15 protein-coding genes are annotated in these 26,410 nt (G+C 73.2%); 6 read left to right on the forward strand and 9 right to left on the reverse strand.

The features are described 5' to 3' along the window. Positions 1 to 158 precede the first annotated feature (158 nt). The 5 genes from WMF42_RS11860 to WMF42_RS11880 form a co-directional block, all read right to left on the reverse strand. Positions 159 to 884: an RNA polymerase sigma factor gene (locus tag WMF42_RS11860; RefSeq protein ID WP_437691952.1), complete on the reverse strand. Its 726-nt coding sequence runs from the start codon at positions 882 to 884 to the stop codon at positions 159 to 161. 221 nt (positions 885 to 1,105) lie between these two features. Continuing rightward, positions 1,106 to 2,377 (reverse strand): RNA polymerase sigma factor, encoded by a 1,272-nt coding sequence (locus tag WMF42_RS11865; protein WP_437694261.1) that lies wholly within the window; start codon positions 2,375 to 2,377, stop codon positions 1,106 to 1,108. Between the two features lie 112 nt (positions 2,378 to 2,489). After that, positions 2,490 to 3,560 (reverse strand): hypothetical protein, encoded by a 1,071-nt coding sequence (locus WMF42_RS11870; protein WP_233561002.1) that lies wholly within the window; start codon positions 3,558 to 3,560, stop codon positions 2,490 to 2,492. A gap of 93 nt (positions 3,561 to 3,653) precedes the next feature. Next, the gene (locus tag WMF42_RS11875) at positions 3,654 to 4,151 is read right to left on the reverse strand and encodes a hypothetical protein (protein ID WP_437691953.1); all 498 of its coding nucleotides are present in this window, start codon (positions 4,149 to 4,151) and stop codon (positions 3,654 to 3,656) included. Positions 4,152 to 4,732: 581 nt separating this feature from the next. Continuing rightward, entirely contained in the window at positions 4,733 to 5,770 is a 1,038-nt protein-coding gene (locus WMF42_RS11880; protein ID WP_437691954.1) for a hypothetical protein, read from the reverse strand. A 560-nt stretch (positions 5,771 to 6,330) separates the two neighbouring features. Between WMF42_RS11880 and WMF42_RS11885 the strand changes: the two genes are divergently transcribed. From WMF42_RS11885 to WMF42_RS11910, 6 genes are all read left to right on the forward strand, one after another. Then, the gene (locus WMF42_RS11885) at positions 6,331 to 7,167 is read left to right on the forward strand and encodes a hypothetical protein (RefSeq protein ID WP_437691955.1); all 837 of its coding nucleotides are present in this window, start codon (positions 6,331 to 6,333) and stop codon (positions 7,165 to 7,167) included. Positions 7,168 to 7,446: 279 nt separating this feature from the next. Continuing rightward, positions 7,447 to 10,503 carry a DEAD/DEAH box helicase gene (locus WMF42_RS11890; protein ID WP_437691956.1) on the forward strand — a complete coding sequence of 1,019 codons (3,057 nt, stop codon included), beginning with the start codon at positions 7,447 to 7,449 and terminating at the stop codon, positions 10,501 to 10,503. A gap of 93 nt (positions 10,504 to 10,596) precedes the next feature. Continuing rightward, positions 10,597 to 11,187, forward strand: a complete 591-nt coding sequence (locus WMF42_RS11895; protein WP_437691957.1) for a hypothetical protein — start codon at positions 10,597 to 10,599, stop codon at positions 11,185 to 11,187. 105 nt (positions 11,188 to 11,292) lie between these two features. Next, a complete protein-coding gene (locus tag WMF42_RS11900; RefSeq protein ID WP_061612508.1) occupies positions 11,293 to 12,888 on the forward strand; it encodes an SDR family NAD(P)-dependent oxidoreductase in 1,596 nt (531 codons plus the stop codon). Between the two features lie 247 nt (positions 12,889 to 13,135). Then, on the forward strand, positions 13,136 to 15,331 hold the full coding sequence (locus WMF42_RS11905) for a cation:proton antiporter domain-containing protein (protein WP_437691958.1): 2,196 nt from the start codon (positions 13,136 to 13,138) through the stop codon (positions 15,329 to 15,331). 6 nt (positions 15,332 to 15,337) lie between these two features. Beyond that, positions 15,338 to 16,207, forward strand: a complete 870-nt coding sequence (locus WMF42_RS11910; protein WP_434046939.1) for a PTS sugar transporter subunit IIA — start codon at positions 15,338 to 15,340, stop codon at positions 16,205 to 16,207. A gap of 54 nt (positions 16,208 to 16,261) precedes the next feature. On the opposite strand, the gene WMF42_RS11915 is transcribed toward WMF42_RS11910, so the two are convergent. The 4 genes from WMF42_RS11915 to WMF42_RS11930 all read right to left on the reverse strand — a co-directional run bounded on the left by WMF42_RS11915 (position 16,262) and on the right by WMF42_RS11930 (position 26,401). Beyond that, a complete protein-coding gene (locus tag WMF42_RS11915) occupies positions 16,262 to 17,395 on the reverse strand; it encodes a hypothetical protein (protein ID WP_061612511.1) in 1,134 nt (377 codons plus the stop codon). Between the two features lies 1 nt (position 17,396). Then, positions 17,397 to 20,204, reverse strand: coding sequence for a TonB-dependent receptor domain-containing protein (locus tag WMF42_RS11920; protein WP_437691959.1), 2,808 nt, complete (start codon positions 20,202 to 20,204; stop codon positions 17,397 to 17,399). Positions 20,205 to 20,211: 7 nt separating this feature from the next. After that, positions 20,212 to 23,292, reverse strand: a complete 3,081-nt coding sequence (locus WMF42_RS11925) for an FHA domain-containing protein (RefSeq protein ID WP_061611503.1) — start codon at positions 23,290 to 23,292, stop codon at positions 20,212 to 20,214. 577 nt (positions 23,293 to 23,869) lie between these two features. After that, on the reverse strand, positions 23,870 to 26,401 hold the full coding sequence (locus WMF42_RS11930) for a protein phosphatase 2C domain-containing protein (protein WP_437691960.1): 2,532 nt from the start codon (positions 26,399 to 26,401) through the stop codon (positions 23,870 to 23,872). Positions 26,402 to 26,410: the final 9 nt, after the last annotated feature.

A 26,410-nucleotide genomic window follows, 5' to 3' on the forward strand; every position in this document is an offset into this window, starting at 1 on the left:
GGGCTGCCGAGGGCGTCCGGGGCGCAGGCTCCGTGGCTGGTGCTCGTCGGTCCTCGTCGGTCCTCGTCGGTCCTCGTCGATCTTCGTCGATCGTCGCCGGCTCCGGTGGGTTCCGGCCGGAGCGGTCGAGCGCGCGTTCCGCTGGCCGGCGCCGCCGCTCACGCGCCCGCCGGCGGGGGCGCCGGCTCCGCGCCTGGCCTCAGGCGGAGCGGCCTGCCGCCCGGGGGGGGTCGGCGGGGCGCTGCGGCAGGCCTCGTGCTCGCGCCGATCGCGCGGGTGGGTCGCACCGGCGGCGCGGCCGGCGGCGCGGCCAGCTCCCCGGCGTCGCGGGTCGCGGGGCTGGGCGTCCGCCGGCGCTTCGGGGCTGGGCGGGGCTCCTCGAGCTGGGCGCGCAGCGAGGCGATCGCGCGCGTGCGCCACTTGTAGGCCGTCGACAGGGGGATCCCGTGCTGCTCGGCGACTGTCGCCATCGGCACGCCCTCGATGTCGTGCTCGATGAGGATGCGCTGCTCCTCCTCCTGGAGCGCGCCGAGCCGCGACAGGATGAGCGAGCGCGTCTGCTCCGCGTCGATCTGCTCCTCGGCGTTCGGGCGCTCGTCGGCGACGCGCGGGGGCCCACCGGAGGACAGCTCCTCGCGCCGGTGGTGCGCCCGGTCGCGGTAGTGGGCGGCCACGTGGACGGTGATCCGGTTGAGCCACCGCTCCGGCCGCGAGCGGAGCGGATCGTAGGTGGGGAAGCTCTGGTATCCCGCGAGGAAGACGTCCTGGAGGATGTCGCGCCGGTCGCGGCGTGGGACCCCGAGCCGCTTGAGCCAGTTCCAGACGGAGTCGTAGGTCTTGCCCCGGAAGAGCCGTACGAAGGCGCGCTGTCTATCCAGCGGCATCAGCGGAGCGGAGGCGCGGTGCGGTTGTCCCATGCTCGCTTAGTTAGGAGGAGCCGATCTCTCATCTCAAAGAAACGTCATCACCCCCTGAAAAAGGTCCTTCTGTCCGCTCCGCAACGCGGATGAGGGGAGGGCGAACGAGGAGAGACACCGATGCTTCGTCTGGCGCTCGAAGGGGTTTTTGATCTGGATCGCTGTGCCGGACGCCGCCGAGAGCGGCCCTAGAATGCCGGGGAGGGCGGATTGGGGGGCGCCGCTCTGGCGCGGAGCGCGCGGAGCGCTGCGGCTCGCTCGGCGGCCAGGCGGCCGGCTGGGAAACGCTGTCGGTGCTCGACGAGGTGGCGGTTCGCCTCCGCGTAGCGGCCGAGCGAGAACGCGGCGATCGCGCTGTCGATGAGCGCGCGCTCGGCGGCGATCTCCTCGTCCCTCGACGCGGCGGCGGGCGCCGCGGCCTTGAGGGCGGGCGCGCGCGCGACGCCGGCTGGACGGGGCGCGGATCTTCGCCCGGAGAGCGCCTCGGCGCCCGCAGGCGCTGTCGCGGCGCGCGCGCTCGCGCCCTCCGGCGGAGCGTCCGGCGCTGCAGCGGCGCTCGGCGGCGGGGCTGCGTCCGCGGGCGGTGCTGGCGCTGCGTCCGTGGGGGGCGGCGCGGCCTCGGGCGGCGGCGGCGCGACGGCGGCCATGGCGGGGGCGGTCGCGGCGGGATGTCCGGCGGGGGGGTGGGGCGCGGCGGCGCGCAGCGCGCCCAGCACGATCGCGAAGGACACGGCGACGCCGACCAGCGGGACGGCCACGCCGGCGGCGGCGTGGAGCGCGCCGGCGGCGCCGGTCCGGGCGGGGGCGGCGCCCGTGAAGGGGAGCCTCCGTGACCGCAGCGCGCCGCGGGCGCGGCGGTAGAGCTTCGCGAGCAGCGTGCCCGCGACGTCGCGATCGGCGCGCGCCTCCTGGACCAGGGCGCCGGCGCCGAAGGGGATGAGCGCGAGGCAGCGGCCGCGCTGGCGCGCCTGCCACCGCCGCATCGCCGCCTCGATGTCCATCCAGGCGAGCCGGTGCCGGCTCCACGCGGTGCTCAGGGGGATCGAGAGCTGCTGGGCGATCTCGGCCATGTCGATCTCCTCGATCTCGTGGGCGACGAACACGCAGCGGCGCTCGAGCGGCACCTCCTCGAGCAGCTTGTCGAGCACGCCGCGCCGGTCCCTCGCGATGGCGCGCTGCTCGGAGTCGGGGGTGGCGTCGGGCAGCGCGTCGAGGTCGTCGAGCGGCCGGAGGCGCTCGCGCCGGCGGTGGGCCCGCCGGAAATGGTTCGACGCCTGGTGGGTCGCGATGCCCATGAGCCACGACCGCACGCTGCCCCGGCCCGGATCGAAGCGCGGCAGCGCGCGGTAGGCGCCGGCGAGCACCTCCTGGGCGACATCGTCGATGTCCTGCGCGCGGACCCCGAGGCGCGCGAGGTAGCGGGCGATGAACGAGAGGTGCTCATCGGTGATGGCCGCCATCACGGCGTGGGAAGGTTCCTCGGACGTGCTTTTGCGTGACGCTGCCCCCATCTGTTCCCCCTCGTTTCCCTCGTTCCCCTCGAGCGCGGCGACGTCGCCGCCGCGGAGCTTGTCAATGCCGTGCCCATGGGCCCCGGCCCAGGAGAGCGCGCCGCGCGGGCGCCCCGAGCCCCGCGGCGAGGCCGAAGTCGATCCGGAGGCCGACGAGCCCGCCGGCGGAGGGCGGGACCCAGAGGACCGCTGTCGAGCTCTCGACGCGGAGCTCCGAGAGGCGGAGCACGATGTCTCCGTAGATCTGGACGGCGAGCCAGTCGGAGAACGGCAGCTCGACGCCGGCGCGCGGTCCCGTGGCGAGCCAGAGCGTCGATGTCTCGTCGAGCGAGACGCCCCTGGCGGCGGTCGTCGCGACCCCGAGCGACACGAACGCGCAGGCGAAGAGATAACGCACCTGCGAGCAGGGCACCGCGCTCACCGCCGCGAGCCAGGTCGAGACGGTCCCCCTGTCCACGCTCATCACGGCGGGCCAATGGACGAGGCCCTCCAGGCCGAGCGAGAAGGAGGGATAGCGGAGCGCGGCGTGGAGCACCGTCCCGGGGCTCGTGTCCTGCAGGAGCCCGAACACAGCGGCCCCTGTGAGCCCGACCCTGAGCTCCGGTCCCGCGGGGCGCGCGGGCAGCTCGACGGCGGCCTCGATCGGGGGCGCGGGAGCGGGCGCGGGCGGCGGCGGGTCGGGCGCGGGCTGCACGCGCAGGCTCGGGTCGAGCGCGACGCGCAGCGAGAGCGCCATGTTCATGACGAGCTCGCCGCAGTCGTCGTTGTAGGCGACCAGGTGGCGCGACCACGTGACGGCGCCGTCCGCGTCGTGGAGCTCCATGGTGGCGTGCATCTCCCGGCCGGGGCCGCGGAAGATGAGGGTCCTGGCCTGCAAGGCCGCCGCGGGCTCCACCGGGTCGTAGCCGAGCTGCCTGGCCATCTCCTCGCGGAGGAGCCCCTCGTCCGGACAGCGCTCGGCCCCCGGCGCGCGCCTGTACTCGAGCCGCACCGCCGCCCGCGGCGCCGCGGCCTCGGCGCCCCGGGGCGACAGCAGGGCCGCGGCCGCCGCGAGGCACGCCGCCGCGAGGGCCCTCGGCCGCCTCGGCGCTGCTCCGCCGGTCCCGGTGTTCCTCGCTGACATTGCGGACATGGTGCTCATCGCGGCGTGATGACGCGCTCGTTCAGGCCAGGGTTCGAGTGCGAATCGACCGCATCTTCCCCGAGGCGCGGCCAGGTGCCTCCGCTACAGGGCGTCCACGGGCAGCGCGAGCCCCACGCCGACCACCGCGGAGAGCGGCGGGACCTGCCATATCTCCCGGTTGTTCACCCAGAGCGATGGACGGCTATGGTTCGTGCGCAGCTCCGCGAAGCCGCGCAACGACAGGTGCGCGGAGAAGGGCCATTCTCCGGCGGCCCGCAGGCCGACCGAGCTGACCCAGGGCTTGCGCGCCTGGATTCTGACATCCGGGTCGCTCGTGATCTGCAGCTCGCCGGCGTCGAACACAGCGCACACCGACAGGACCCCGCGGTGACCGCAGATGTCGAGCGCCGGCATCGCGAGGCTCGCATGCACGAGGACGCCCTCCGCGAAGGTGTCCGCCAGCGAGGTGAGCATGCGCGCCTCGACGGCGATCGACAGGCTCGGCCAGCGGAACGTTGTCGCGAACGACGCGCCTCCGGCGAGCGCCGGCAGGAGCCCCACCGCGAGCAGCGGGGACGCGGAGATCTCGCCGCGCAACATGTGATCTTCCTCCTGCGCCTCCCGTCGCGCTTGCTGCGTCTCCCGCGGTGATTCAGACCGAGGCGTATCCGCGTGGGCCGGGGCCGTTGCCATGGAGACAACGAACATGGCGGCGCAACCGACGCGTAACATTGGCGTCCCGGTCAGGGCGGGATCTCTACCGCACCGGGCGGAGTGAACGCCTCGATCCGACGCACCCCGCCGCCTCCCCTCCGGCCGCTACACCCCCTCATGTGCCCCCTCCTCAACGTCTCGCGCGCCCGTGGGACACTGCACCTCGGCCGTGCGGCGGAGGTGGGCTCGGCCTCATCGCTCCCACGTCGTGATCTTGTAGATACTGACTTTGGAGCGCAGGTAAAGCCTTTTGTGTGCGCGTAAGAGCGCACAAGGGAGCATTGTGTTTTGGCTTCATGATTTCTCTCGTTCGAGAGATTTTTGTTATCCCACCGGTCGTGCGATGGGGCCCTAGGTGCAGGACCGTTCTCTGTCGCTCATGTTCCGGTAATGCCTGATGTCGATTCAGGGAACTCCTTGTCCTGCGCATGCGGGCGGCTGTTCTTGGGCGCGGGGCGAGGCGGCCTTCAGTCTCTGCTCTTGCCCGGACGTTTCTGGCAGCAGAAGGTGCTGGGCCCGATGGGGATCACGTCTCCTGTCGGCTCTCCGCCGCGCGGCTCACAGCGCCCAGGCTCGTTGACGTGCCAGATCGCCTTCATGCTCTTGGGCCGGGCCCCGGGCGTCGGGGCGAGGCAGCCCGGGTCTTTGCCCGACGCCGTGCCGGCGGTGAGCAGATCGCTGCATGCCCCGTCCCGGTAAGAAAGGAGCGTCAGAGAGCACTCGCTGCCTGTCGGAGGACCGCACTCGCACGGCGTGCAGCGGCGCTCGTCCTCCATGTCGTCGTAGAGCACGACCCGCGCCGGGTACTCCGGCGGGCAGGTCACCTCCCCCTCGCCGAGGTGCATGATGCACTGGGAGAAGTCCTGCGTCTCCTCGGTCGGCACGCACGTCTTCGCCTGCGTGGCGCAGGTGTCTTCCCGGGTCACGCCGGCGCACGCCTTGCCGGCGCGATACCACCGCGGGAACGGGGAGACGATGAGCGGCACGGGCGGCGGCTCCACGCTGGGCTCGCAGGGCGTGACCGTCGGCGAGCCGAGCACGAGCGCCTTGTGGTCGCTCACCAGGGCCCCGCTCGGCACGCAGACGCCGTTCAGGATGTCCCGGGCACCCTGCAGCGGGAGCTCCGCCCCATCGCACCTCGCCGACGCGGCCGTCCTGAGGCCGTCGGGCAGGGCGCAGGCCGGCTCGCTGCACCGGCACGGGCTGCACACGAGGGGATCGTCGAGCGACTCGTACCCCCTGTACACAGTGGCAGGGGCGGATGCAGGGCACTGCGGCTCATCCACCGTCCTGCCGACCCAGAGCAGGGTGGGGCCGTCGAAGCCCTCCGGAGCCCGGTGGACACACTGCCCGATGCACGTGCCGCACTCGGCGATGCACGCGTCAGGATCGAGCGCTGTGCTGCACTGTTGCGCGCACGTCAGATAAGCCGAGGTGCCGTTGATGAGGCAGCCTCCGAGGCTCGCGGCGAACAGCAGCGCAAGCGCGAGGCGGGTTTTCTTCATGAGATATCCTTTTCGCGAAGAGCTCGCGGCCCTCGACTGGCGCTCGGCTTACTACAGATCCGATCGCTCCAGGCGGAGATGAGCCGGAAATGCCGACGAATCACGCTGCGAGACGCATTGCGGTTCGAGCTGGTGAATTCTAAGTGATCGTGAGAACGGGCGGCTTTTGTCCGCGCAGCGCCGCGTCGGACGCAACGTTTCATTTTTCGAAATGGCGACTCGACGCATGACGTATGACTCTGCTGTCGAGAGCAACGGGAACGCAGCGCGGCGCGTGATGGAGCGCAGGGGATGGCGCGGAACGCGGCGGCGCGCAGCCCAGCGCGCCCGGGCGCAACGGAGCACAACCGAGCGCAACCGAACGCAACGGAGCGCAACCGAACGCAACGGAGCGCAACCGAACACAACCAGCTCGCTCGCCGCCTGGACGCGGGGCAGGCGCGGTGTGCTGCTCCGACAGGCGAGCCGTGCACCCCTCTGGATCCATGCGCGCGAGCGCCTCTCACGGCCGTGGAAAGCGCTCGCGAGGCGCGCGCTTGCTGCGCTACGCTCGGCTCCAGATGAGTGGGGATCCATCCGGCAACGAGCCCGCGCTGCAGCACCCGGCGCCCCGTCCTCAGGAAGAAGCTGGTTCGCGGGGAGCGCCGGGCGAAGCGCTTGTCCCTTCCGCGACCGTCTCGCTCTCGTCCGGGCGTCGCTACGAGATCGAGGCGACCCCGTCGGGCGATCGCCTCGTGGTCCATGGCAGGGACGGCGAGCTGATCTTGCAGATGGAGATCACCGAGGCCGGCCCGGTGCTGTCGTTCTCCGCGCCGGGCGGCGAGCGCGCCGGCGCGCGGTGGGGCGCGTGGGAGGCCGAGTCCTCCGTGCCGCCGCGGCGCGCGCCCTGGGCGACGCAGTCCGCGATCGTCCCCCCCGCGAGCGCGAAAGGCGACCCGTCGGAGGGCGAGGCCGACGAGGCGCTCCAGGTGCCGCGGGCCATGCCGCTGCCCACGATCAAGCTCCCGCGCGACGCCGAGCTGCTGGAGCTCGACGGCGGCAGCGCGCGCTCGGGGGTCACCCTCCGGCGATCCGGCGGCGAGCCCGGCGAGGGCGGCGCCGCGCCGGCGCCGTCGGGCGCAGCGGCCCCGGGGCCGTCCCCGCAGCCGGACGTGCACGGCAAGCCGCGCGCGCTGCCCTCGCTCAGCTTGCCGCAGTACGCGGCCCTGTGCGCCGAGTCGTCGGTGGGGGCGGCCTCGTCGTTCGACCAGGCGCTCCTGCGCCACGGCATCGCGGACCGGGACCTGTGGAGGGCGGTCGATCGGAGCTGGCAGGACCGGCTCGAGCGCGAGCCGCTGCTCACGCTGCGCTGGATGGAGCTCACCACCCGTTACCGCGAGCACCTGACGCGTCGGTAGCGCCCGCGCCGTCGGGCCGCGCGGCCCGTGGATTCCTGCTAGAGCAGCGCCCCGTGCTCGCCGGGCGAGCTCCCGGGATCTGGAACACGAGGCGGCGGGAGAGGACGCCTGGTATCCTTTCCGCTCTCTCGTCTTCCTGTGAACATCGACAAGAAGCGGCGCCGGTCCGCGAGAGCGCGCGAGCGCGCCGTGCGGCTGGCGTCGGCGTCTGGAGTCTCAGTGCAGGGTCTGCTCGAAGCCATCAGAAAAGCCTGTCTTCCGGGCCTCTGGTCCCAGGGCGTGAAGCTCGCCCGCGAGGGCGCCGCCTTCGGCCGGGAGGACCGCGGCGAGTCCGTCGTGATCCGCATCAAGGCGGCGGGCCAGCCCGTCGCGCCCACCGTCACCCTCTACCCCGCGGACGCCGAGTGGACGTGCGACTGCGGCGGCAAGGTCGATCCGTGCGCCCACGCCGTCGCGGCGGCGATCTCGCTCTCGCAGCCGCCCGCGCCGGCCCAGCCGCCCGCGCCGGCCCAGCCGGTCGCTCCGGGCCAGCCGGCCGCGCCGGACCAGCGTGCCGCCCCGGCCCAGCCGCCCGCCCCGGGCCAGCCGCCCGCGCCAGCCTCGCCGACCGCGCAGGCCCAGCCGTCCGCGCCGGCCGAGCCAGCGCGGCTGCGGTACCGGCTCCGGCGCAAGGGCCTCGTGCTCTCGCTCGAGCGCATGATCGTGCACGCGAGCGGCGCCGAGGAGCCGCTCCGGGTCTCGCTCGCCAGCCTCGCGGGCCGGGTCACGAGGGCCCCGACGAGCCCCGACCGGCCCGGGCCGAAGCTGCCCGAGCTCTACCCGACGCACGAGGACCTCGCGGTCGACCGGCTCGTGGGCACCAAGCAGCACGGGTATTTCCCCTCGGATCGCCAGCCCGAGCTCTTCGCCGCGCTGGCCGGCGTCGCCGACGTGAAGCTCGACGGCGCGCCCGTCCGCGTCTCCAGCGAGGCGATCGGCCCCCGCGCCACGGTCCGCGATCACGACGACGGCGTCGCGCTCGTCGTGGAGCGGGACCCGCGCATCGACGAGGTGATCGCGTCGGGCGTCGTCCGCTGCGGCGGCACGCTGCACCTGCTCCGCGAGATGGACCTCACCGGCCCGAAGCTCGATCGCCTCCCGCTCCGGCGGGTGTTCCCGCGGGGCGATCTCGGCAAGCTCGTGACCCAGGTCCTGCCGGAGCTCACGAAGCGCGTCCCGGTCACCGTCCAGAGCCAGCGCCTGCCCCGCCCGGGCGGCGCGTCGCGGCCGCGGATCCTGCTCGAGCTCAGCCAGAAGGATCACACGCTCTCGGTCGTGCCCAGCCTCGTGTACGGCGACCCGCCCGAGGCGCGCATCGAGAACGGCCGGCTCGTGCACCTGTCCGGCCCGGTGCCGGTCCGCGACGAGGCCGCGGAGCGCGTGCTGCTCGTCCGGCTGCGCGACGAGCTGCACCTCATCCCGGGCCGCCGGGTCGATTTCGACGGCGCCGAGGCGGTCCGCTTCGCAACGCGCCTCGAGGCGTGGGACGCCCGCGCCTTCGCCGAGGCGCGGGGCGAGCTGTTCGGCAGGGCCGAGCTCGTGCCGCGCTTCGTCATCGACGACCGCACGTTCGACGTCGACTTCGAGCTCGCGACGGGGCGGGACGGGGACGACGAGGGCGGCGGCGCGCCGCGGAAGCGCGCGGACGCCGCGGCCGTGATCCGGGCGTGGCAGGACGGCCTGCCGCTCGTGCCGCTCCTCGGCGGCGGCTGGGCGCCGCTGCCCGCGGCGTGGCTCGAGAAGTACGGCGCGCGCGTCGCCGACCTGCTCGCGGCGCGGCGCGACGACAAGGAGGTGCCGCCCGCGGCGCTCCCGGCGCTCGCCGCGCTGTGCGACGAGATCGAGCACCCGCGCCCGTCCGGCTTCGACAAGCTGATGCCGCTGCTCGACGGCTTCGCGTCGCTCCCCGAGGCGCCGCTGCCCGCCGACCTCACCGCGACGCTGCGCCCGTACCAGCGCCGCGGCGTCGACTGGCTGTCGTTCCTGCGCGACGCCGGCCTCGGCGCGGTGCTCGCCGACGACATGGGGCTCGGCAAGACGCTGCAGACGCTCTGCGCTGTGCGCGGGCGGACGCTCGTCGTGTGCCCGCGCAGCGTCGTCCACAACTGGGCCGACGAGATCCGGCGGTTCCGCCCCGCCCTCCGGTTCGCGATCTACCACGGCGCGCGGCGCGCGCTCGACCCCGCGGCCGACATCACGCTGACGACGTACGCCGTGCTCCGCAACGACGTCGAGCTGCTCGCGGCGCAGGCGTGGGACGTGGTGGTGCTGGACGAGGCGCAGGCGATCAAGAACCCCGACAGCCAGGCGGCGCGGGCCGCCTTCGCGCTCCGCGCCGAGCTGCGCGTGGCGCTGAGCGGCACGCCGGTCGAGAACCGCCTCGACGAGCTCTGGAGCCTGCTGCACTTCACGAACCGCGGCCTGCTCGGCGGGCGCAGCGCCTTCCAGGACCGTTATGGCCGGCCGATCGCCGAGGGCGCGGCGGGCGTGGCGGCGGAGCTGCGGCAGAAGATCCGCCCCTTCGTGCTGCGGCGCCTGAAGCGCGAGGTGGCGCCCGAGCTGCCGCCGCGCTCGGAGATGGTGCTCTACTGCGAGCTCGAGGAGCCCGAGCGCGAGCTCTACGAGGCCGTGCGCGCGGCCACGCGCAAGGACGTGGTGGCGCGGCTCGCGGAGGGGGCGAGCGTCATGGCGGCGCTGGAGGCGCTGCTCCGCCTGCGCCAGGCGGCCTGCCATCCGGCGCTGATCCCGGGGTCGAGCGCCGGAGACGCGGGCCCGGCGTCGCGGACCACGCCGTCGTCGAAGGTGATGCGGCTTCTCGAGGCGCTGGAGGAGTGCGTGGCGGACGGCCACAAGGCGCTCGTCTTCTCGCAGTGGACGTCGCTGCTCGACCTCGTCGAGCCGCACCTCACCGCGGCGGGGATCCCGTTCAACCGGCTGGACGGCTCGACGCGCGATCGCGCCGGGGTGGTCGGGGCGTTCCAGTCGGCGGGCGGCCCGCCGGTGATGCTCATCTCGCTCAAGGCGGGCGGCACCGGCCTGAACCTGACCGCGGCGGATCACGTCTTCCTGCTCGACCCGTGGTGGAACCCTGCGGTCGAGGACCAGGCGGCCGATCGCGCCCACCGCATCGGGCAGCACCGCCCGGTGATGGTGCACCGGCTCGTCGCGAAGGACACCGTCGAGGAGGGGATCCTCGCGCTGCAGGAGCGCAAGCGCGCGATCGCGGGCGCCGCGCTGGGCGAGGCGGACCGGGCGGTGGCGCTCACGCGGGAGGACCTCCTCGCGCTGCTGCAGTAGGGCGCGGGGGCCCTCCGCGAGGGGCGTTCACGCCATGGGGCCGCGGCGGCGCGCGGTTGCGGGCACCGAGCGGTCATGGGATGAGCGGGCGTGATGCGCACCCCCACGCTCCCCCTCGTCGCGTTGCTGACGTCGCTCGCTGCGTGCACCGGCAACGGCCCGCGCGAGCCAGCGCCCGAGCCGAGCCCGCCCGCCTCGCCCGCGGAGCCCGCAGAGCGACCCTCGACGCAGGCGCCTGCGTCGTCGGCGCCGGCGACGCAGGCGCCGACGACGCAGGCGCCGGCGACGCAGGCGCCTGCGTCGTCGGCGCCGACGACGCAGGCGCCGACGACGCAGGCGCAGACCACGACCCCGACGCCCGGCGGCGACGCGCTGCTCGGCACCTGGAGATCCGCCGCTTGCGCTCCCCGCAAATACGAGCGCGTGCTCTCGTTCGCGGAGGACGGCGGCTTCACCGCGGAGGATCGCGTCTCTCCCTGCCCGCCGCGGGTCGCGTGCGTCTGGTCGGGCATCGTCCACCGCAAGGGGGCCTTCAAGCGCTCCGGCGACACCGTCTCGCTCTCGGTCGCCGAGGCGTCGCAGGGGCCGGGCGGCCAGCCGTTCCCGACAACGCTCACCGTCGACGCGGCGGGCGGGCTCGCCGAGACGGGCGAGAACGGCAAGCCCTGCCCGTACCAGCGCTGATCCTCCCGCCTCCAGGCCCCACCTCGTCGCCCTCGCGCGCCCTCCGTGGCCGCTCGTGGCCGCCGGTTCGCGCCTGGGCGCCCGCGTGCTAGCACCCCCGCTTCGATGAGCTCCGAGAGCGAAGCTGCCGGCGCAGGCCGGCCGTTCACCCCCGCCGAACTCGACGCCTGCCTGAGGGTGCTCGAGTCCCTGGTCGACGATCGCGCGCAGCTCGCCTCGATCAGCGCCGAGGACCGCCGCCGCCTCCTCCTCGCCGCCGGCCGCGTCTCGCGCCCCGAGCGCGCCGAGCAGCGGGAGCTCGCCAGGGCGTTCCGCAAGGGCGACCGGCGCGCGCAGCGGTCGGCCGACACAGCGCTCCTCGACGCTGTCGGCATCCGCGCCGCCCGCCGTGAGCCCGTGTTCCGCACGCCGGACGCCCCCTCGCTCGCCCCTCCCGCCGCGCCCGTCGCCGCGGCCCCCGCGCTGGGCTCACCGCCTCCCGCGCCCCCGGCCGCAGGTGAGCCCGCGCCGCCGAGCGAGCGCGGCGCGCCGGAGCTCGCGAAGCCGCGCAAGTGCTATGTCTGCAAGGCCGAGTTCCGCAAGGTGCACTTCTTCTATGATTCGATGTGCGGCGCCTGCGGCGACTTCAACCACGCGAAGCGCAGCCAGACGGCGCCGCTCGACGGCCGCGTCGCGCTGGTCACCGGCGCCCGCGTCAAGATCGGCTATCAGGCGGCGATCCTGCTGCTCCGCGCCGGCGCGCGGGTGATCGTCACGACCCGCTTCCCGCACGACGCCTCCCGCCGCTTCTCGGCCGAGCGCGACTTCGACGTCTGGGGCTCGCGCCTCTCCATCTACGGCCTCGACCTCCGCCACACGCCGAGCGTCGAGCGCTTCACGCGCCACCTCCTCCACACGCTCGATCGCCTCGACTTCATCATCAACAACGCCTGTCAGACCGTGCGCCGCCCGCCGGGCTTCTACGGCCACCTCATCGAGGGCGAGGCCGCGCCCGTCCATGCGCTCCCGGAGGCCGCGCGGCCGCTGCTCCAGGAGTACGACGGGCTCCGCGCGCGCGGCGCGCTCCCCCTCATCGCGGGCGGCGACCCCTCCGCCGGCCTCCGCGAGCCCGCGCTGCTCTCCCAGATCCCCGGCCCCGGCGACGAGCCGCTCGACGACGTGCTCTTTCCGAAGGGCCGTTACGACGCCGATCTCCAGCAGGTCGATCTCCGCACGATGAACAGCTGGCGATTGACGCTCGCCGAGGTCCCGACTGTCGAGATGCTCGAGGTCCAGCTCGTCAACTCGGTCGCCCCCTTCGTGCTGAACTCCCGGCTCAAGCCGCTCATGGTGCGACACCGCACCTTCGACAAGCACATCGTCAACGTGTCGGCGATGGAGGGGCAGTTCTACCGCCGTTACAAGACGGACAGGCACCCTCACACCAACATGGCAAAGGCCGCCCTCAACATGATGACGCGCACCTCCGCGCCCGACTACGCGAAGGACGGCATCTTCATGAACAGCGTGGACACCGGGTGGGTCACGGACGAGGACCCCGCGGCGCTCGCCGCCCGGAAGCTGGAGGAGCACGGCTTCCACCCGCCGCTCGACATCGTCGACGGCGCCGCCCGCATCTGCGACCCGATCTTCTCCGGGCTGCTGACCGGCCAGCACATGCACGGCCAGTTCCTCAAAGACTACATGCCAACCGACTGGTAAGCGCCCACCGGCGCCCCGCCCTGCCGCATACGCCCCTGCGGCCCGCGAACGCCCGCACCGATCCTGGCGTCTCTGCTCAGCGCACCTCCAGCGCCGCGCCGCCGCGTTTGGCGCACCTCCACCGACCACGCCTCCACCGCTGCGCCGTGGCGAACTCGGCTTTGACGCTCTGCATCCTTTTTATTGACAGTCGAGAACGCCCGCTGATAAGCGTTCACTTAACACTTACGAGGAGGGAGCGTTTCCGATGGAGACCCTGATCCACAATCCGCTGACCCGCTTCCTCATCCAGGCGTTCCTGATCATCGCGTGCGCGCGCCTCGTGGGCCTGATCGCCCGCAAGCTGGAGCAGCCGATGGTCATCGCCGAGGTCACGGCGGGCATCCTGCTCGGCCCGTCGCTGTTCGGCTGGCTCTTTCCGGGGCCGTCGGCGGTCGTGTTCGCCCAGGAGTCGCTGCCGCTCCTCAAGCTGGTGAGCGAGGTAGGGCTCATCGTCTTCATGTTCCTCATCGGGCTGGAGCTCGACCCGAAGCTCTTGCGCGGGCGCGGCCACGCCTCGGTGATCATCAGCCACACGAGCATTGTCGTGCCGTTCGCGCTGGGCGGCCTCCTCGCGCTTTACCTGTACCCGCGGCTCTCCGACAGCTCCGTGCCGTTCATGTCGTTCACGCTCTTCATGGGCGTGGCCATGAGCATCACGGCCTTCCCGGTGCTCGCGCGCATCCTCACCGAGAAGCGCCTGCTGCGCACGAAGGTCGGCGCCCTCACGATCACGTGCGCCGCCGTCGACGACGTGACGGCCTGGTGCGTCCTCGCCTTCGTCGTCTCGATCGCGCGCGCCACCGGGCTCGTGGGCGCGGTGTGGACCACCCTCTTCGCCGTCGTCTACATCGGCGGCATGCTGTTCCTGGTCCGCCCCTTCCTCGCCCGGCTCGGCGAGCGCGGCGCCAGCAAGGAGGGCCTCTCCCAGGACCTCGTCGCCGTCACGCTCCTCCTGCTCATCGTGTCGAGCTGGGTGACCGAGATGATCGGCATCCACCCGCTGTTCGGCGCGTTCATGCTGGGCGCGATCATGCCGAAGAGCACCGGCTTCGCGAAGAGCCTGGCCGAGAAGCTCGAGGACTTCGCGGTGGTCTTCCTGCTGCCGCTGTTCTTCGCCTACAGCGGCCTGCGCACCCACATCGGCCTGCTCAACTCGGCCGACGGCTGGATCATGTGCGGCCTCATCATCGTTGTCGCCTGCGTGGGCAAGTTCGGCGGCAGCGCCGTGGCCGCCCGCCTCACCGGCCTGCGCTGGCGGGAGGCCAGCGCGCTCGGCATCCTGATGAACACCCGCGGGCTGATGGAGCTCATCGTCCTGAACCTCGGGCTCGATCTCGGCATCATCTCGCCCAAGCTGTTCACGATGATGGTGCTCATGGCGCTGGTCACCACCTTCATGACCTCGCCCCTCCTGCGCTGGATCTACCCGCCGGAGGAGCTCGCCAAGGAGCTCGCCGACGTCCCGGATCGGACGCCGCTGCCCGTGGCGGCGGAGGTGTTCACCGTGCTCATGTGCGTCTCCTACGAGCGCACCGGCCCCGGCATGGTGACGCTCGCGAGCGCGCTCGCCGGCCGCGGCCCCGAGGCGCGGCGCCTCTACGCGCTCCGCCTCATCCCGCCCACCGATCGCGGCTCGTTCTACCTGGACCAGGGGCCCGATCGGCAGGGGACGACGGCGCTCTCGCCGCTGCTCTCGCGGGCCAAGGAGCTCGACGTCGAGGTCCGGGCGCTGTCGTTCGTCTCGCCCAAGCCGAGCCACGACATCTGCAACGTCGCCGACGTGAAGCAGGCCGACCTCGTGCTGGTCGGGTGGCACAAGCCGCTGCTCAGCCAGACGGTGCTCGGCGGCACTGTCTACGAGGTCATGCGCTGCGCCCGCAGCGACGTCGGCGTGCTCATCGATCGCGGGCTCTCGGCGGTCCGCAAGCTGCTCGTGCCCTTCCACGGCACGGCGCACGACAGGGCGGCGCTCGCCCTGGCCCGCCGCCTGGCGCAGCAGGTAGGCGCCGACGTCACCATCCTCCACGTGGTCAACCCGAAGCGCCGCGCCGACGACGCGATCGGCGCGCAGGAGACCGTCGACGAGGTGTTCGAGGGCGAGGAGGGCGGCGCGCTGCGGAAGGCCAAGGTGACGCTCAAGGTCGTCCACCACGAGTCGCCCGCGGACGCAGCCCTGGAGGAGTCGGCGCGCGGCTACGACCTCGTCCTCGTCGGCGTCGGGTCCGAGTGGGGCCTCGCGCAGCGCCGGTTCGGCATCCGCGCCGAGCACGTCATCCAGGGGTGCCCGACCTCGCTGCTCGTCGTGCGCTGCTACGAGCCCGCGGCGGTGCCCGCCCCGGCGCCGGCGCCCTCCCAGCCGATGCTCTCGACCGCCCTCACGGCCGGTCCCGATCGCACCTGACATCCCATGCCAGCGTTCTCCGACGTCGACAGCGCCACCCGCGCGCGCACCTTCGCCGAGTTCGGGGCCGCGCTGCGGCTCCTCCGGGTCGAGGCGGGCCTGAGCCTGCGGGCCCTCGCGCACCGCATCGGCGTCTCCAGCGCCTACCTGAGCCGCGTCGAGCACGGGCACGACGCCATCCCCACCCCCGACCGGCTCACGGCGATCGCGGGCGCGCTCGAGCTGCCCCCGGCGCTGCTCCTCGAGCTCGGCCACCAGGTCGAGCCGCTCGTCTCCCGCTACCTCGACCGCGTCCCCGCGGCGAACGCGCTCTTCGTCGAGCTCGCGCGCCGCAACCTGAGCGGCCCGCAGCTCGCGCGCGTCAAGGCGTTCATCGACGCCGAGTTCCCGGTGAGCGCGCCGTTCGGCGTGGCGCCCGCGCGGCGGCTCAGCGCGCTGCTCACGCCCGAGCGCATCGTGCTGCACCTCTCGTGCGCGCACATCGAGGACGTCATCGACGTCGCGGCGTCCCGGCTCGCCGCCCCCGGCGGCGCGCCGTCCGCGAGCGCGCTCGCCCAGGAGATCCTGCGGCGCGAGCGCGAGTCGCCCACCGCGCTCGGCAACGGCGTCGCCGTCCCGCACGCGATCGTCCCCGGCGCCTGCCAGGCGGCCGTGCTCGCGACGCTGGCCGAGCCGCTCGCCGTGCCCACGCCGGGCGGCGCCCCGCTCCGGCTGCTCGTCGTGCTCGTCTGCGGCGAGGGCGGCCGCGCGCACCTCGAGCTGCTCGCCCAGGTGGCCAGGCTCGCCAGCCACAACGCCGCCGACGCCCTGTGCGCCGCGCGCGACCCGGTGCAGCTCATCGACCAGCTCGCGCAGATCGAGGCCGGCTGCGGCTGACGGGGGCGGCCCTCTCGAGATCGGCCCCCGCTGCGGCGCGCCTCGGGGCTGCGGTCACTCGACGCGGACGAGGCGCTGCACAACCGACGACCCGCCGCGCGCGTCGCGCACGACAGCGGTGATCGTGGCGATGCCCGGCTCGGCCGGCGGGATCCACGTCACGGCGTGGTCGCCGAGGTACCCCCTCGACGCGTCGCTCACGAGCTTGATGCCGCCGTCGATGTCGCCCAGGTCGGCGAAGTAGCTGACCCAGACGATCTCCTTCAGCGCCTCCTGCTTCGCGTCGGGATCGGGGTCGGCCACGTCCTCCGGGATCATCGCCTCGATCGTGACGGTGCGGCACTCCTCGATCGGATCCCTCGCGTTGCACCCGACCTCGCGCCGCTCCTCCGCGCCGATGGGGCAGGGGGTCGCGGTGGACATCGTGGCGAAGTCCTCCGACATCTCCTCGCCGTCGAGCTCGAGCCCGTTCACCACGGGGTTCGCGTTCTGGCGCTCGTCGGCGAAGACGTAGACCTGCGTGTAGCCGGGGACGAAGCTGTCCGGCCCGAGCCGGCGACCCTCGCTGTCGAAGCAGCCGACGGGGAAGGTCCCCGCGCGCCCGGTGCCCTGGTCCTCCACCGGGCCGAGCCTCCCGGTGCAGGCGACGAAGAACACGTAGGCGCTCCCGTAGGCCGGGCCCGAGGCCGGAGGCTTGCGATCGTCGAGGATGTCGTTCCCAATCCTGATCGTGTACGTGTCGCCGACGCTGGGGCGCGCGCCGTTGAGATCGGGCAGCGGGGCCGTCGGGTCACCCGCTCGCTGCCACGCCTCGAACGCGTCGGCGAGCTCGGCGAACTCCGGGTAGCAGCCGTAGTAGTCGTCCCCGATCGGGTTCTCGCACCCGCCGAACCAGGTGACAGTCACCGGCCGCGACCCGTCCTCGGGGCCGCCGAGCCCGTCCTGGACATGGATCCGGAAGGTGACCTCGTCGCCGGGGTTGGCGTACGGCTTGTCGGCGACCACCGCGAAGACGCGGAGCCCGTCCACGAGGCTCGGCGGGTCGAAGCCCGCGACGCACCCGGCGGAGATCGCCGGCGCGGCGACCGCGCTCAGCGCGAGCGTCCCGAGCAACGCGCGCCGCCACCTTCGCCCGCGACCCGCGCCGGCGTGCCGCGCCGCGCCGCCCGTCGATCGCGTCGGTCGCATCTCAGAACTCTCCTCGCAGCCCGAAGCTCGGCAAGATGGGCAGCCCCGTGACGTACTGGCGGGCCGTATAATTGAAGTTGTACTGGATCGCTTCGCTGTTCGCGTTGTTGTAGACGTTCTGCACGTCGAGGTAGGCCGACAGCTTCCAGGTCCTGAACTTCCACGTCTTGTCGAGCCGCACGTCGAGCTGATGGAACGCCGGCAGCCGCTCGCTGAACGGGGTCGAGAACGGGATCGCCGTATACGTCCCGGTGGGCGCGTAGAAGAGCGCGTTGGTGCGGTACGGATCGCAGCTCAGCTCGTTCACGTTGCACACGTTGGGCGTGACCAGGTTGCCGGAGACGAGGCGGAACCGGGCGCCGAACTCCCAGCCGTCGCCGAGGCGGTAGCTGCCGAGCACCGTCAAGATGTGGGTCTGGTCGAACGAGACGAGCCGCTCCGCCTCGCCGGGCCCGGGCACCCGCGTGCTGCGGGACAGCGTGTACGCGGCCCAGCCGAAGAAGCGATCGTCGGGCTTGTACTTGAGGAGGAACTCGCCCCCGATCACCCGGCCGGACCCGACGTTCTGGTAGTCGAGCTGCGCCGTCCCGGGCTGGTTCACGCCGACGACGAGCTCGTCGAGCTGCTTGTAGAACCCCTCGGCCGACGCCTCGATGTTCCGGGTCACGTCCTGCTCGACGCCGGCCGCGTAGTGCAGCGCCCGCGTCGCCTTCAGGCCCGGGTTGCCGAGCGGCGGGATCACCTCCTGGAACTGCGGCGGCTGGTGGAACACGCCGACGCCGCCCTTCACCGTCGTCCGCGGGAACCCCGGGACCACGTCGACGCGCCCGTTGACGCGCGGGCTCACTGTCGCCTGCTGGTTCAGGTCCTGGTAGTCGAGGCGCACGCCGGGGACGATCTTCGCCCGGGGGCTCGGCGCGAGCTCGAGCTCGGCGTAGGCCGCGGGGTAGAAGAACTCGCCCTCGCGCGAGATCTCCTGGAGCGCGCGCGTCGAGAACGGCTGGTTCGGCGGCTCGCCGGGGCGGTTCGGCGCGGGGCCGCGGAAGTTCACCCCGTACAGGCCGGCGAAGACGTCGACGCCCGCGTTGAAGACCGCGCCCTTCGACATGCGCCGCGAGTACTCGAGGCGGCCGGAGAGCGTCTTCAGATCGATCTGGAAGTAGATCGGCCCGATCCCGAAGTCGGCGTCGTCGCGCGCGATCGCGAGCACGCCGTCGAGCCGGTCCTTGTCGGTGAGCTCGTGGTCGTAGCGGAGCTGCAGCCGCTGAAACGCTGTGTGCAGACCGACGTCGCCGGAGAGCGCCGGCTCGCTCGGCTGCGGATCGGCGAGGAGCAGCTCGAGGGCGTCGTCCGCGCCGAAGAACGTGAGGCGGAGGCGCGACGACGGCGTCGGCTCGGTCTCGAGGAGGACCTGGTAGTCGTAGTAGACGGGCGCCTGGGTCACCCCGGCGCCCGCGGCCTCGAGCACCGGGCCGAAGGAGTCGCCGATGTAGCTCCGCCGGCCGCCCACCATGAAGCGGGTGTTCTCGAGGAACGGCACGGACCCCTCGAGCAGGACGCGCGCGTCGATGAGGTCCACCTGCGCGAGGCCGTGGAGCTTGCCGTCCTTGCTCGGCGAGCGCAGCGAGACGTCGACGATGCCGCCCTGCACGCGGCCGTACTTGGCGCTGAAGTTGCCGGGGTAGAAGTCGATCTTCTCCAGCATCTCGGTCGGCACGACCGAGGAGAGGCCGCCGAAGTGGTAGATGAGCGGCACCTGCGTGCCGTCGACGAAGGTCTGTGTGTCCTGCGGGCCGGAGCCGCGCACGATCAGCAGGCCGGCGAGCGTCGGCGGGCGCGCCACGCCCGGCAGGTTCTGGATCGAGCGCAGCGCGTCGCCGTTGGTGCCCGGGATGCGGTTGACCTCGCGCTGCTCGAGCGTGCGCTTCGTGACCTCGCGCGGCGGCCGATCGCCGCGGACGGTGACCTCGAGGCCCTCGCCGCGGGGCAGGAGTCGGTACTTCACCTCGATCTGCTCGCCGGCGGTGATGTCCTCCTCGACGGAGAGCGGCTCGAAGCCGGGCGCCGCGACGGTGACCTGGTAGCGCCCCGGCGGCAGGTCGAGGAAGGCGAAGCTGCCGCGCTCGTCGGTCGTGACCTCCGGCGCCGCGGCGGAGGGCGGCGCGCCGCCGGCGGCCTGCGGCGCGCGCGCGACCGAGACCGTGGCGCCCGCGAGCGGCACGTCGCCGCCGCTGGCGAGCACGGTGCCGCGGAGGTTGTCGGCGGGCGGCGACGGCGCGCCGTCGGCCGCCGGCGGCGCCGCGGCGGTCCTCAGCGTGAACGTGTAGCGGTACAGGATGCGCGCCGCGGCGGGGGTGCCGTCGGCGCGGCGAGCGGGCTCGAACTCGAGCTTCTGGGCCGCGGCCACCGCGGACTCGTCGAACCCGTGCCCGGCGCTCTCGACGACGACCGCCTGCTTCACGCGTCCGTTGCGGTCGATGTCGAGCTGCAGGGTCACCGACGCCTCGAGCCCCTGCTTCTCGGCCTCGGGCGGGTACTCCGGCGGCGTGTAGTTGAGCGCCCGCGGCGGCGTCGCGCGCCCCGCGGGCGCGGCCGTGGGGGCAGGCGGCGTGACGATCGCGCCGCCCTCGCCGCGCGGCACGCTCGGCGGCTCCGCGGGCGCCTGCGGCTGCCCCTGCTGCTGCGCGCGCGCCGGGGAGGGCGGCAGCGCGGCGGCCGTCAGCAGGGCCGCCAGCGCGGCGGCGCGCGACCTCCGGGGGCGGCGCGGGAGCGGGCCTCCGGCGCGGATGGGGGCGGGCTCCTGCGTCATCGCGGGGTCACACCGGATCGCGCCGCTTGAGGACCGCGCAGAGCGTGACGAGGATGAGCAGGGTCATCCCGGCGAGCACCGCGAAGGGGAGCCATGTCTGGTCGTACGTGGTGAAGCCCCACGCGCCCGCGTAGTTGTCGGCGGCCATCTGCGCGATGGCGCACTTGAACTTGCCCGCCTCGATGAACTCCGCCGGGAGCGTGTCGGTGCGGTGCAGATCGATGACCCAGGCCGGGTCCTCGGCGATCGCGGCGCGCTCCGGCGCGATCGCCCCCTCGAACCCCCAGCGCGCGGGGATGATGTACATGAGCGGCTTGAGGTGCGGCACGGTCGTCATCGGCACCATGAGCCCGCCGAGGACGACCTGGGGGATGAGCGCGATCGGCGTGAGCGCCATCGCCGCCTCGGACGAGGCGACCACCGTGGAGAGCAGGAGCCCCATCGCGACGGCGCTGATCGAGGTCGCGGTCAGCGCGGCGAGCTGCATGGCGAACGCCTGCATGCCGCCGTGGAAGCCGAGCGCGAAGAACACGATCGCGAGCAGGATCGTGCACTGGATGACGCAGAAGACGGCGAGCAGCAGGTACTTGGAGAGCACGTAGTTGACGAGCCCCAGGTTGACCATGCGCTCGCGGAGGTAGATGGCCCGCTCGCTGACGATCTCGCGCGCCGCGTTCGAGGTGCCGAACCAGACAGCGGCGACGACGAGGAAGAAGATCGCCGCTGTGTGGTCGGTCGTGACCTCCATGCCCTTGAGGACGTCGGCGCTCTGGTCCGCGCCGCCGGCGCGGCGGCCGAGCTCCTGGAGCGCGCCGAGGCACCAGGCCGGGATCGCCTTCTCCTGCCCGCCGAAGACGATGGCGAGCAGGATGCCGATGATCGGGGCCTGGAGCAGCATGATCAGGGTGCCGCCGATGTCGCGCTTCTTCACCTTGAAGTAACGCGACAGGAGCAGGCGGAGCTGCCCCTTGGTCGTCGCGCGCCCGGCCGGGATGCCGCGCTGCCCCTGCCCGGTGCCGATCTCCCGCCGGCCGGAGTACATGCGCCGGTACGTCGGGTTGGCGTCGATGAAGAACTCCTTGCGCCACTCGATGGCCGCGAGCCTCCGGGCCTCGCCGCGCGAGACGTTCGGGTCGCGCGCGCGGAGCTGGTCGAAGATGGGTCGCTCCCGGAGCGCGAGCATCTCGAACATGTCGCGCGGGTTGTCGACGTCGTTGGGCTGGCCGTGCCGCTCCTTCCAGCTCCCGAAGAAGCGGTAGGCGTCGGGCCGGGTCGGCCCGAAGAACGTCGGGATGCCGCCGTAGCCGAGGATGAGCGCGTGGCTGAACTTCTCGAACTCGTCCTTCGCCGGCTGGTGGATCGTCATGATGATCGTCTTGCCGGTCGCCTTCGTGAGGTCGTGCAGCAAGGTGATCAGCGCGGTCGTGTCGTCGGCGGCGAGGCCCGAGGTCGGCTCGTCGAGGAAGAGGATGACGGGGTCGGTGACGAGCTCGAGCGCGATGTTGACGCGCTTGCGCTGCCCGCCCGAGAGGATCTTGTTCTCGGGCTTGCCGATCTGGAGGTTCTTGACGCCCTCGAGGCCGAGATCCTTGATTGTCTGCTCGACGCGCGCGTCGATCTCGGCCTCGGTGTAATCGGGCGGGAGGCGGAACTTCGCGCTGTAGCGGACGGCCTCGAAGACGGTGAGCTCCGGGTGGACGAGGTCGTCCTGCGGCACGTAGCCGATGGAGCCGCGGAGCGTGTCGTAGATGTTGTAGAGGTCCTCGCCGTTGATGCGGACGACGCCGCTCGTCGGCGGCAGGTAGCCGTTCAGGGTGAGCAGGAGCGTCGTCTTGCCGGCGCCCGACGGCCCCATGAGCGCGATCATGTCGCCCGGCAGCGCCTTGAACGACACGTTGTCGAGGAGCGTCTTCTGCTCCTGGGGGTTGTCGCGGTCGGGGACCTGGAGCGAGAGGCTCCACGCCTCGATCTCGTAGAGCGGGCGCCCTGCCCAGCGGTCGGCGGAGTACTCCTCCTGGATGACCTCGACGGCGCCCGCGCCCCCCATCTCGATCTGGAGGGGCATGGGCCCGATGTAGATCTTCTCGCCGCTCTGGACGGCGATCTTCTGGCCGGGCGCGATGCGGTTGCCGCGGACGTAGGTGCCGTTGGCGCTGCCGCGATCCTCGACGTAGAGCTGCCCGCTGATCGAGTGCAGGAGGGCGTGGTGGCTCGACACCTGGGGGTGAGCGAGCACGATGTCGTTGTCGGGTGTGCGCCCGATCTTCTTGACGTTCGACCCGCCGCCGGAGAAGTCGAGCTGGCCGAGGACGGTCTTGTTCTTCTTGCCGGGCGCGCCCGCGGCGGCGGGCAGGGACGACGCGGCGGGCGCGGGCTGCGACGGGTAGCCGCCGGCGGCGGGCTGCTGCGACGGGTAGCCGCCGCCGGGCTGCTGCGACGGATAGCCGCCGGCGGCGGGCTGCTGCGACGGGTAGCCGCCGCCGGGCTGCGGCGGCAGGGCGCTCGCGCCTGGCGCGGCGGGCAGCGCCGACATCCGGGCCGCCTGGGCGAGCTGGATGAGCAGGCTGACCTGGACCGGGACGGGCCCGAAGGCGACGGCGCCTTGCGGATCGATGGGCGTCGGCGTGCCGGGCGCGATGCGCTGCGCGCTCACGTACGTGCCGCTCGTCGAGTTGTGGTCGATGACCATCATGCGATCGAGCGTGACGGTCGCGTGCTGGCTCGAGACGCTCGGGTGCTGGAGCACGAGGGATGCGCGCCCGGGATCTCGCCCGATCACGACCTGGCCGGGCGCTGGCGCGAGCGTGCCCGGCGTCGCCAGCATCAGCGTGATGGCCGGATGGTTGAGCGGTACGGGCGCCTGCGCGACGACGAACTGGGTGCGGAAGTCGAACGGGTGCTGCTCTCCCGGCGCGAGCGCCCGTCCGTTCGCCGCCGCGGGCCCTTGCCCGCAGACGAAGATGAGCTTGCCGCCGCCCTGGTTGATGATGCGCGCGTGCTCGGGCAAGACGCCGGGAGCGACGAGCACCACATCGCAGGTGGGAGCGCTGCCGATCGTGATGCTTTGTTTGCCTAGCCCCGGGATCATGCGGGCCCGGTTTCACCACAGGCCGTTGGGGAGAGCAAGGAAAGAGGCGCGTCGTCGTTCGCGTGGCGCGCGGCGCGCGGCGCGCGCGTGGGAATGTGCCGGAGCATGCGCAGGCGCGCGGGAAGGAGAGATGCCCAGAGACGTGGCGACGACGAGGAGAGGAGCGCCTGTCTCGTGGGCGCAGCGCGGTGCGCGGGGCTCGGCGGGAGGGCTTCGCCTGCTGGGCGAACAGAGCTCCTGGAGCGGAGCGTCGCGACGGGTGGGAGCCGGGGGGCTCAGCGCATCACAGATCGAGGAGCATGAAGCCGGCGCGGGCCTCCTCGAGGGAGATCGTGCGGGCCGACTCGGGCTCGTCTTCCATGTCCGCAGGTGTGCCATCCATGTCGTGTCCGTATTCGAGCTCTTGGTCTCCAGGCATGGAGGAACCTCCGGAGAGCTAGGCTAATCCGGAATATGGCGCTTCTTCAATTGCATTCCGCGGCCGAGATCGCCGCGCGGCGCTCGTCCGTCTTCATCGAGCGTCGTCGGGCGTGCTCGGGCGCACGGCGCGCGTGGGGACGTCTTTCGGTCGTCGCGCTCAGCCGGCGGTGAGCTGCCAGATCAGGACGGCGAGCAGCACGACGATCACGGCCGAGATCGCGGCGATGGCGGCGATGGTGGCGCCGCGCGGGGCGCGCACGGTCGTCGGGACGCTCGGCGCCGCGGACGACGACACGGGGCCAGAGAAGCTGGGCGCTGGCGCACCGTAGCCGTGCGCGTTGGGCGGGGCGGGCATGAGGTGATGGTGCGGGGCGGCGGCAGGCGGAGCGCCTGGCGCCGGCGCGTGGTGCCCCGAGAAGCCGACCGACACAGGCGGAGCGTCCTGGGCGGCGAGCGCGTGCGGTGCCGCGCCGAAGGAGCCCGGGTGAGGTGCCGCGCCGAAGGGGCCAGGGTGAGGTGCCGCGCCGAAGGGGGCGCCAGGGGGAGGGGGCGCGCCAAAGGAGCCCGGGTGAGGCGCCGCGCCGTAGGGCGCGCCGGGGGGAGGAGCCGGCGCGCCCGGGTGGGGCGCCGCGCCGTAGGGAGCTGCGCCTGGGGGCGGAGGCGCGCCGAAGGGGCCTGGGTGGGGTGCCGCGCCGTAGGGAGCAGCGCCCGGGTGCGGAGGCGCGCCGAAGGGGCCCGGATGCGGCGCCACGCCGAAGTGGCCCGGGTGAGGCGCGGCGCCGTAGGAGGCGCCCGGGTGCGGAGGCGCGCCGAAAGGGCCCGGATGCGGCGCTGCGCCCTGGATCCCCGGAGACGGCGCGGGGACGGCGGGGGCGCTCAGGGGCAGGGGAGACAGCACGGCGGGCGCGTCGGGCGCGTTCGGCGGAGGCGCTCCCGGCACGGTCGAGGGCAGCGCCAAGGCGGCGTCCATGGCTGTCGGGCGCACGGCGGGCCCGCTGTCGGTCGCCGTCAGGTGCACGGCGGGCGTGCTGTCGAGGGTTGGACGGAGCCTCGGCGCGCCGCTCGCAGCCTGCGGGGCCACCGGCGGCAGGCTGTCGGTGACCGTGGAGACCACCGAAGCCTCGCTGTCGATGGTCGTCGGATGGAGCTGCGGCATGCTGCTGGCAGCTTTCGGGGCCGCGCGGGGCAGGTCGTCGGTGACCGTCGGACGGATGGCAGGAGCGGCTGTCGTGCTGTCGATGGTCGTCGAATGGAGCTGCGGCGCGCTGCTGGCAGCCTGCGGGACCACGGCGGGTTTGCGGTCGCTGCCCGTCGGGACCACGGTGATCGCATCGCTGTTCGGCGCAGGCGTGCTGCTGTTGCCTGTCGGGACCACGGTGGCAGCGTTGCTGGTCGACGCCGGGCGCGGCGCGGGCGCGCTGACGGCGGTGGCCGCGAGGCCCGGCACGGGCGTGCTGGCGGCGGTGGCCGCGAGGCCCGGCACGGGCGTGCTGGCGGCGGTGGCCGCGAGGCCCGGCACGGGCGTGCTGGCGGCGGTGGCCGCGAGGCCCGGCACGGGCGTGCTGGCGGCGGTGGCCGCGAGGCCCGGCACGGGCGTGCTGGCGGCGGTGGCCGCGAGGCCCGGCACGGGCGTGCTGGCGGCGGTGGCCGCGAGGCCCGGCACGGGCGTGCTGGCGGCGGCGGCCGGGCCAGCCGCAGCGGCCCTGCCGGCGATCACGAAGGCCGGTACGGGCGTGCTGGCGGCGGCAGCGGGGGCAGCCGGCGCCTCCACGGGGCCCGGCTCGCCGCCTGCTGCCCCCTCGGGCTGCGTCATCGCGAGGGTCTCCTGAGGACCCGACGGGCGCGGCTCGTCGCCCCCGGCGCCGCCTGCGCCCGGCGGCCCCTGCGCGATCGTGAGCGAGCGGCCGCCGGTCTCGATGACCCGGACCATCTGCACGGTGATGTTGTCGTGACCGCCGCGGTGGTTGGCGAGCTGGACGAGCATCCGGCACGCGTGCTCGACCGAGCCCGACGCGAGCGCCTGTCGCGTGCACCCGAGGATGTCCCCGCTGAGCACGAGATCGGTGAGGCCGTCGCTCGACTGGATCAGCACGTCGCCCGGGTACAGCTCCATCGGCTCGGGTCGGACCTCGACCTCCGCCTCCGGCTTCATCCCGAGGGCGCGCGTGATCTTGTTCGCGTCGGGGTGGCCGATCGCCTGCGCCTCCGTGATCATGCCCGCGTCGACCATCCCCTGCACCATCGAGTGGTCGCGCGTGAGGGGATAGATCTGGTTGCTCCGGATCACGTACGCGCGGCTGTCGCCCACGTGCGCGATGTCGACGCCGCCGTCGTGGAGGACCATCGCCACGACGGTCGAGCCGGGCCGGACGCGGTTGTCCGCCGGCCCGCCGAGCTGGTAGACGCGGCGCCCCGCCTCCTCGATCGCGGCCTTGAGCGCCGCCCTCGGATCCACCGTGGGCGGCGTCTGCTCGATCATCTCGAAGATTGTCTTGATCGCGGTGCGGCTCGCCTCGCTCCCTCCGTAGTGCCCGCCCATGCCGTCGCACAGGACGCAGAGGTGACCGAACTTGGTCTCGGCGTAACCGCACGCATCCTCGTTGACCTGCTTGTTCGGATCCCGGCCCGCATCGCTGGCCTGGGCGAACTCGATCTTGAGGTGCACGGAGGACTCGGTCGGGGGCATCATGGGGGGAGC

It is taken from the genome of Sorangium sp. So ce176 (genome assembly GCF_051519835.1).
Taxonomy (GTDB): Bacteria; Myxococcota_A; Polyangia; order Polyangiales; family Polyangiaceae; genus Sorangium; species Sorangium cellulosum_G.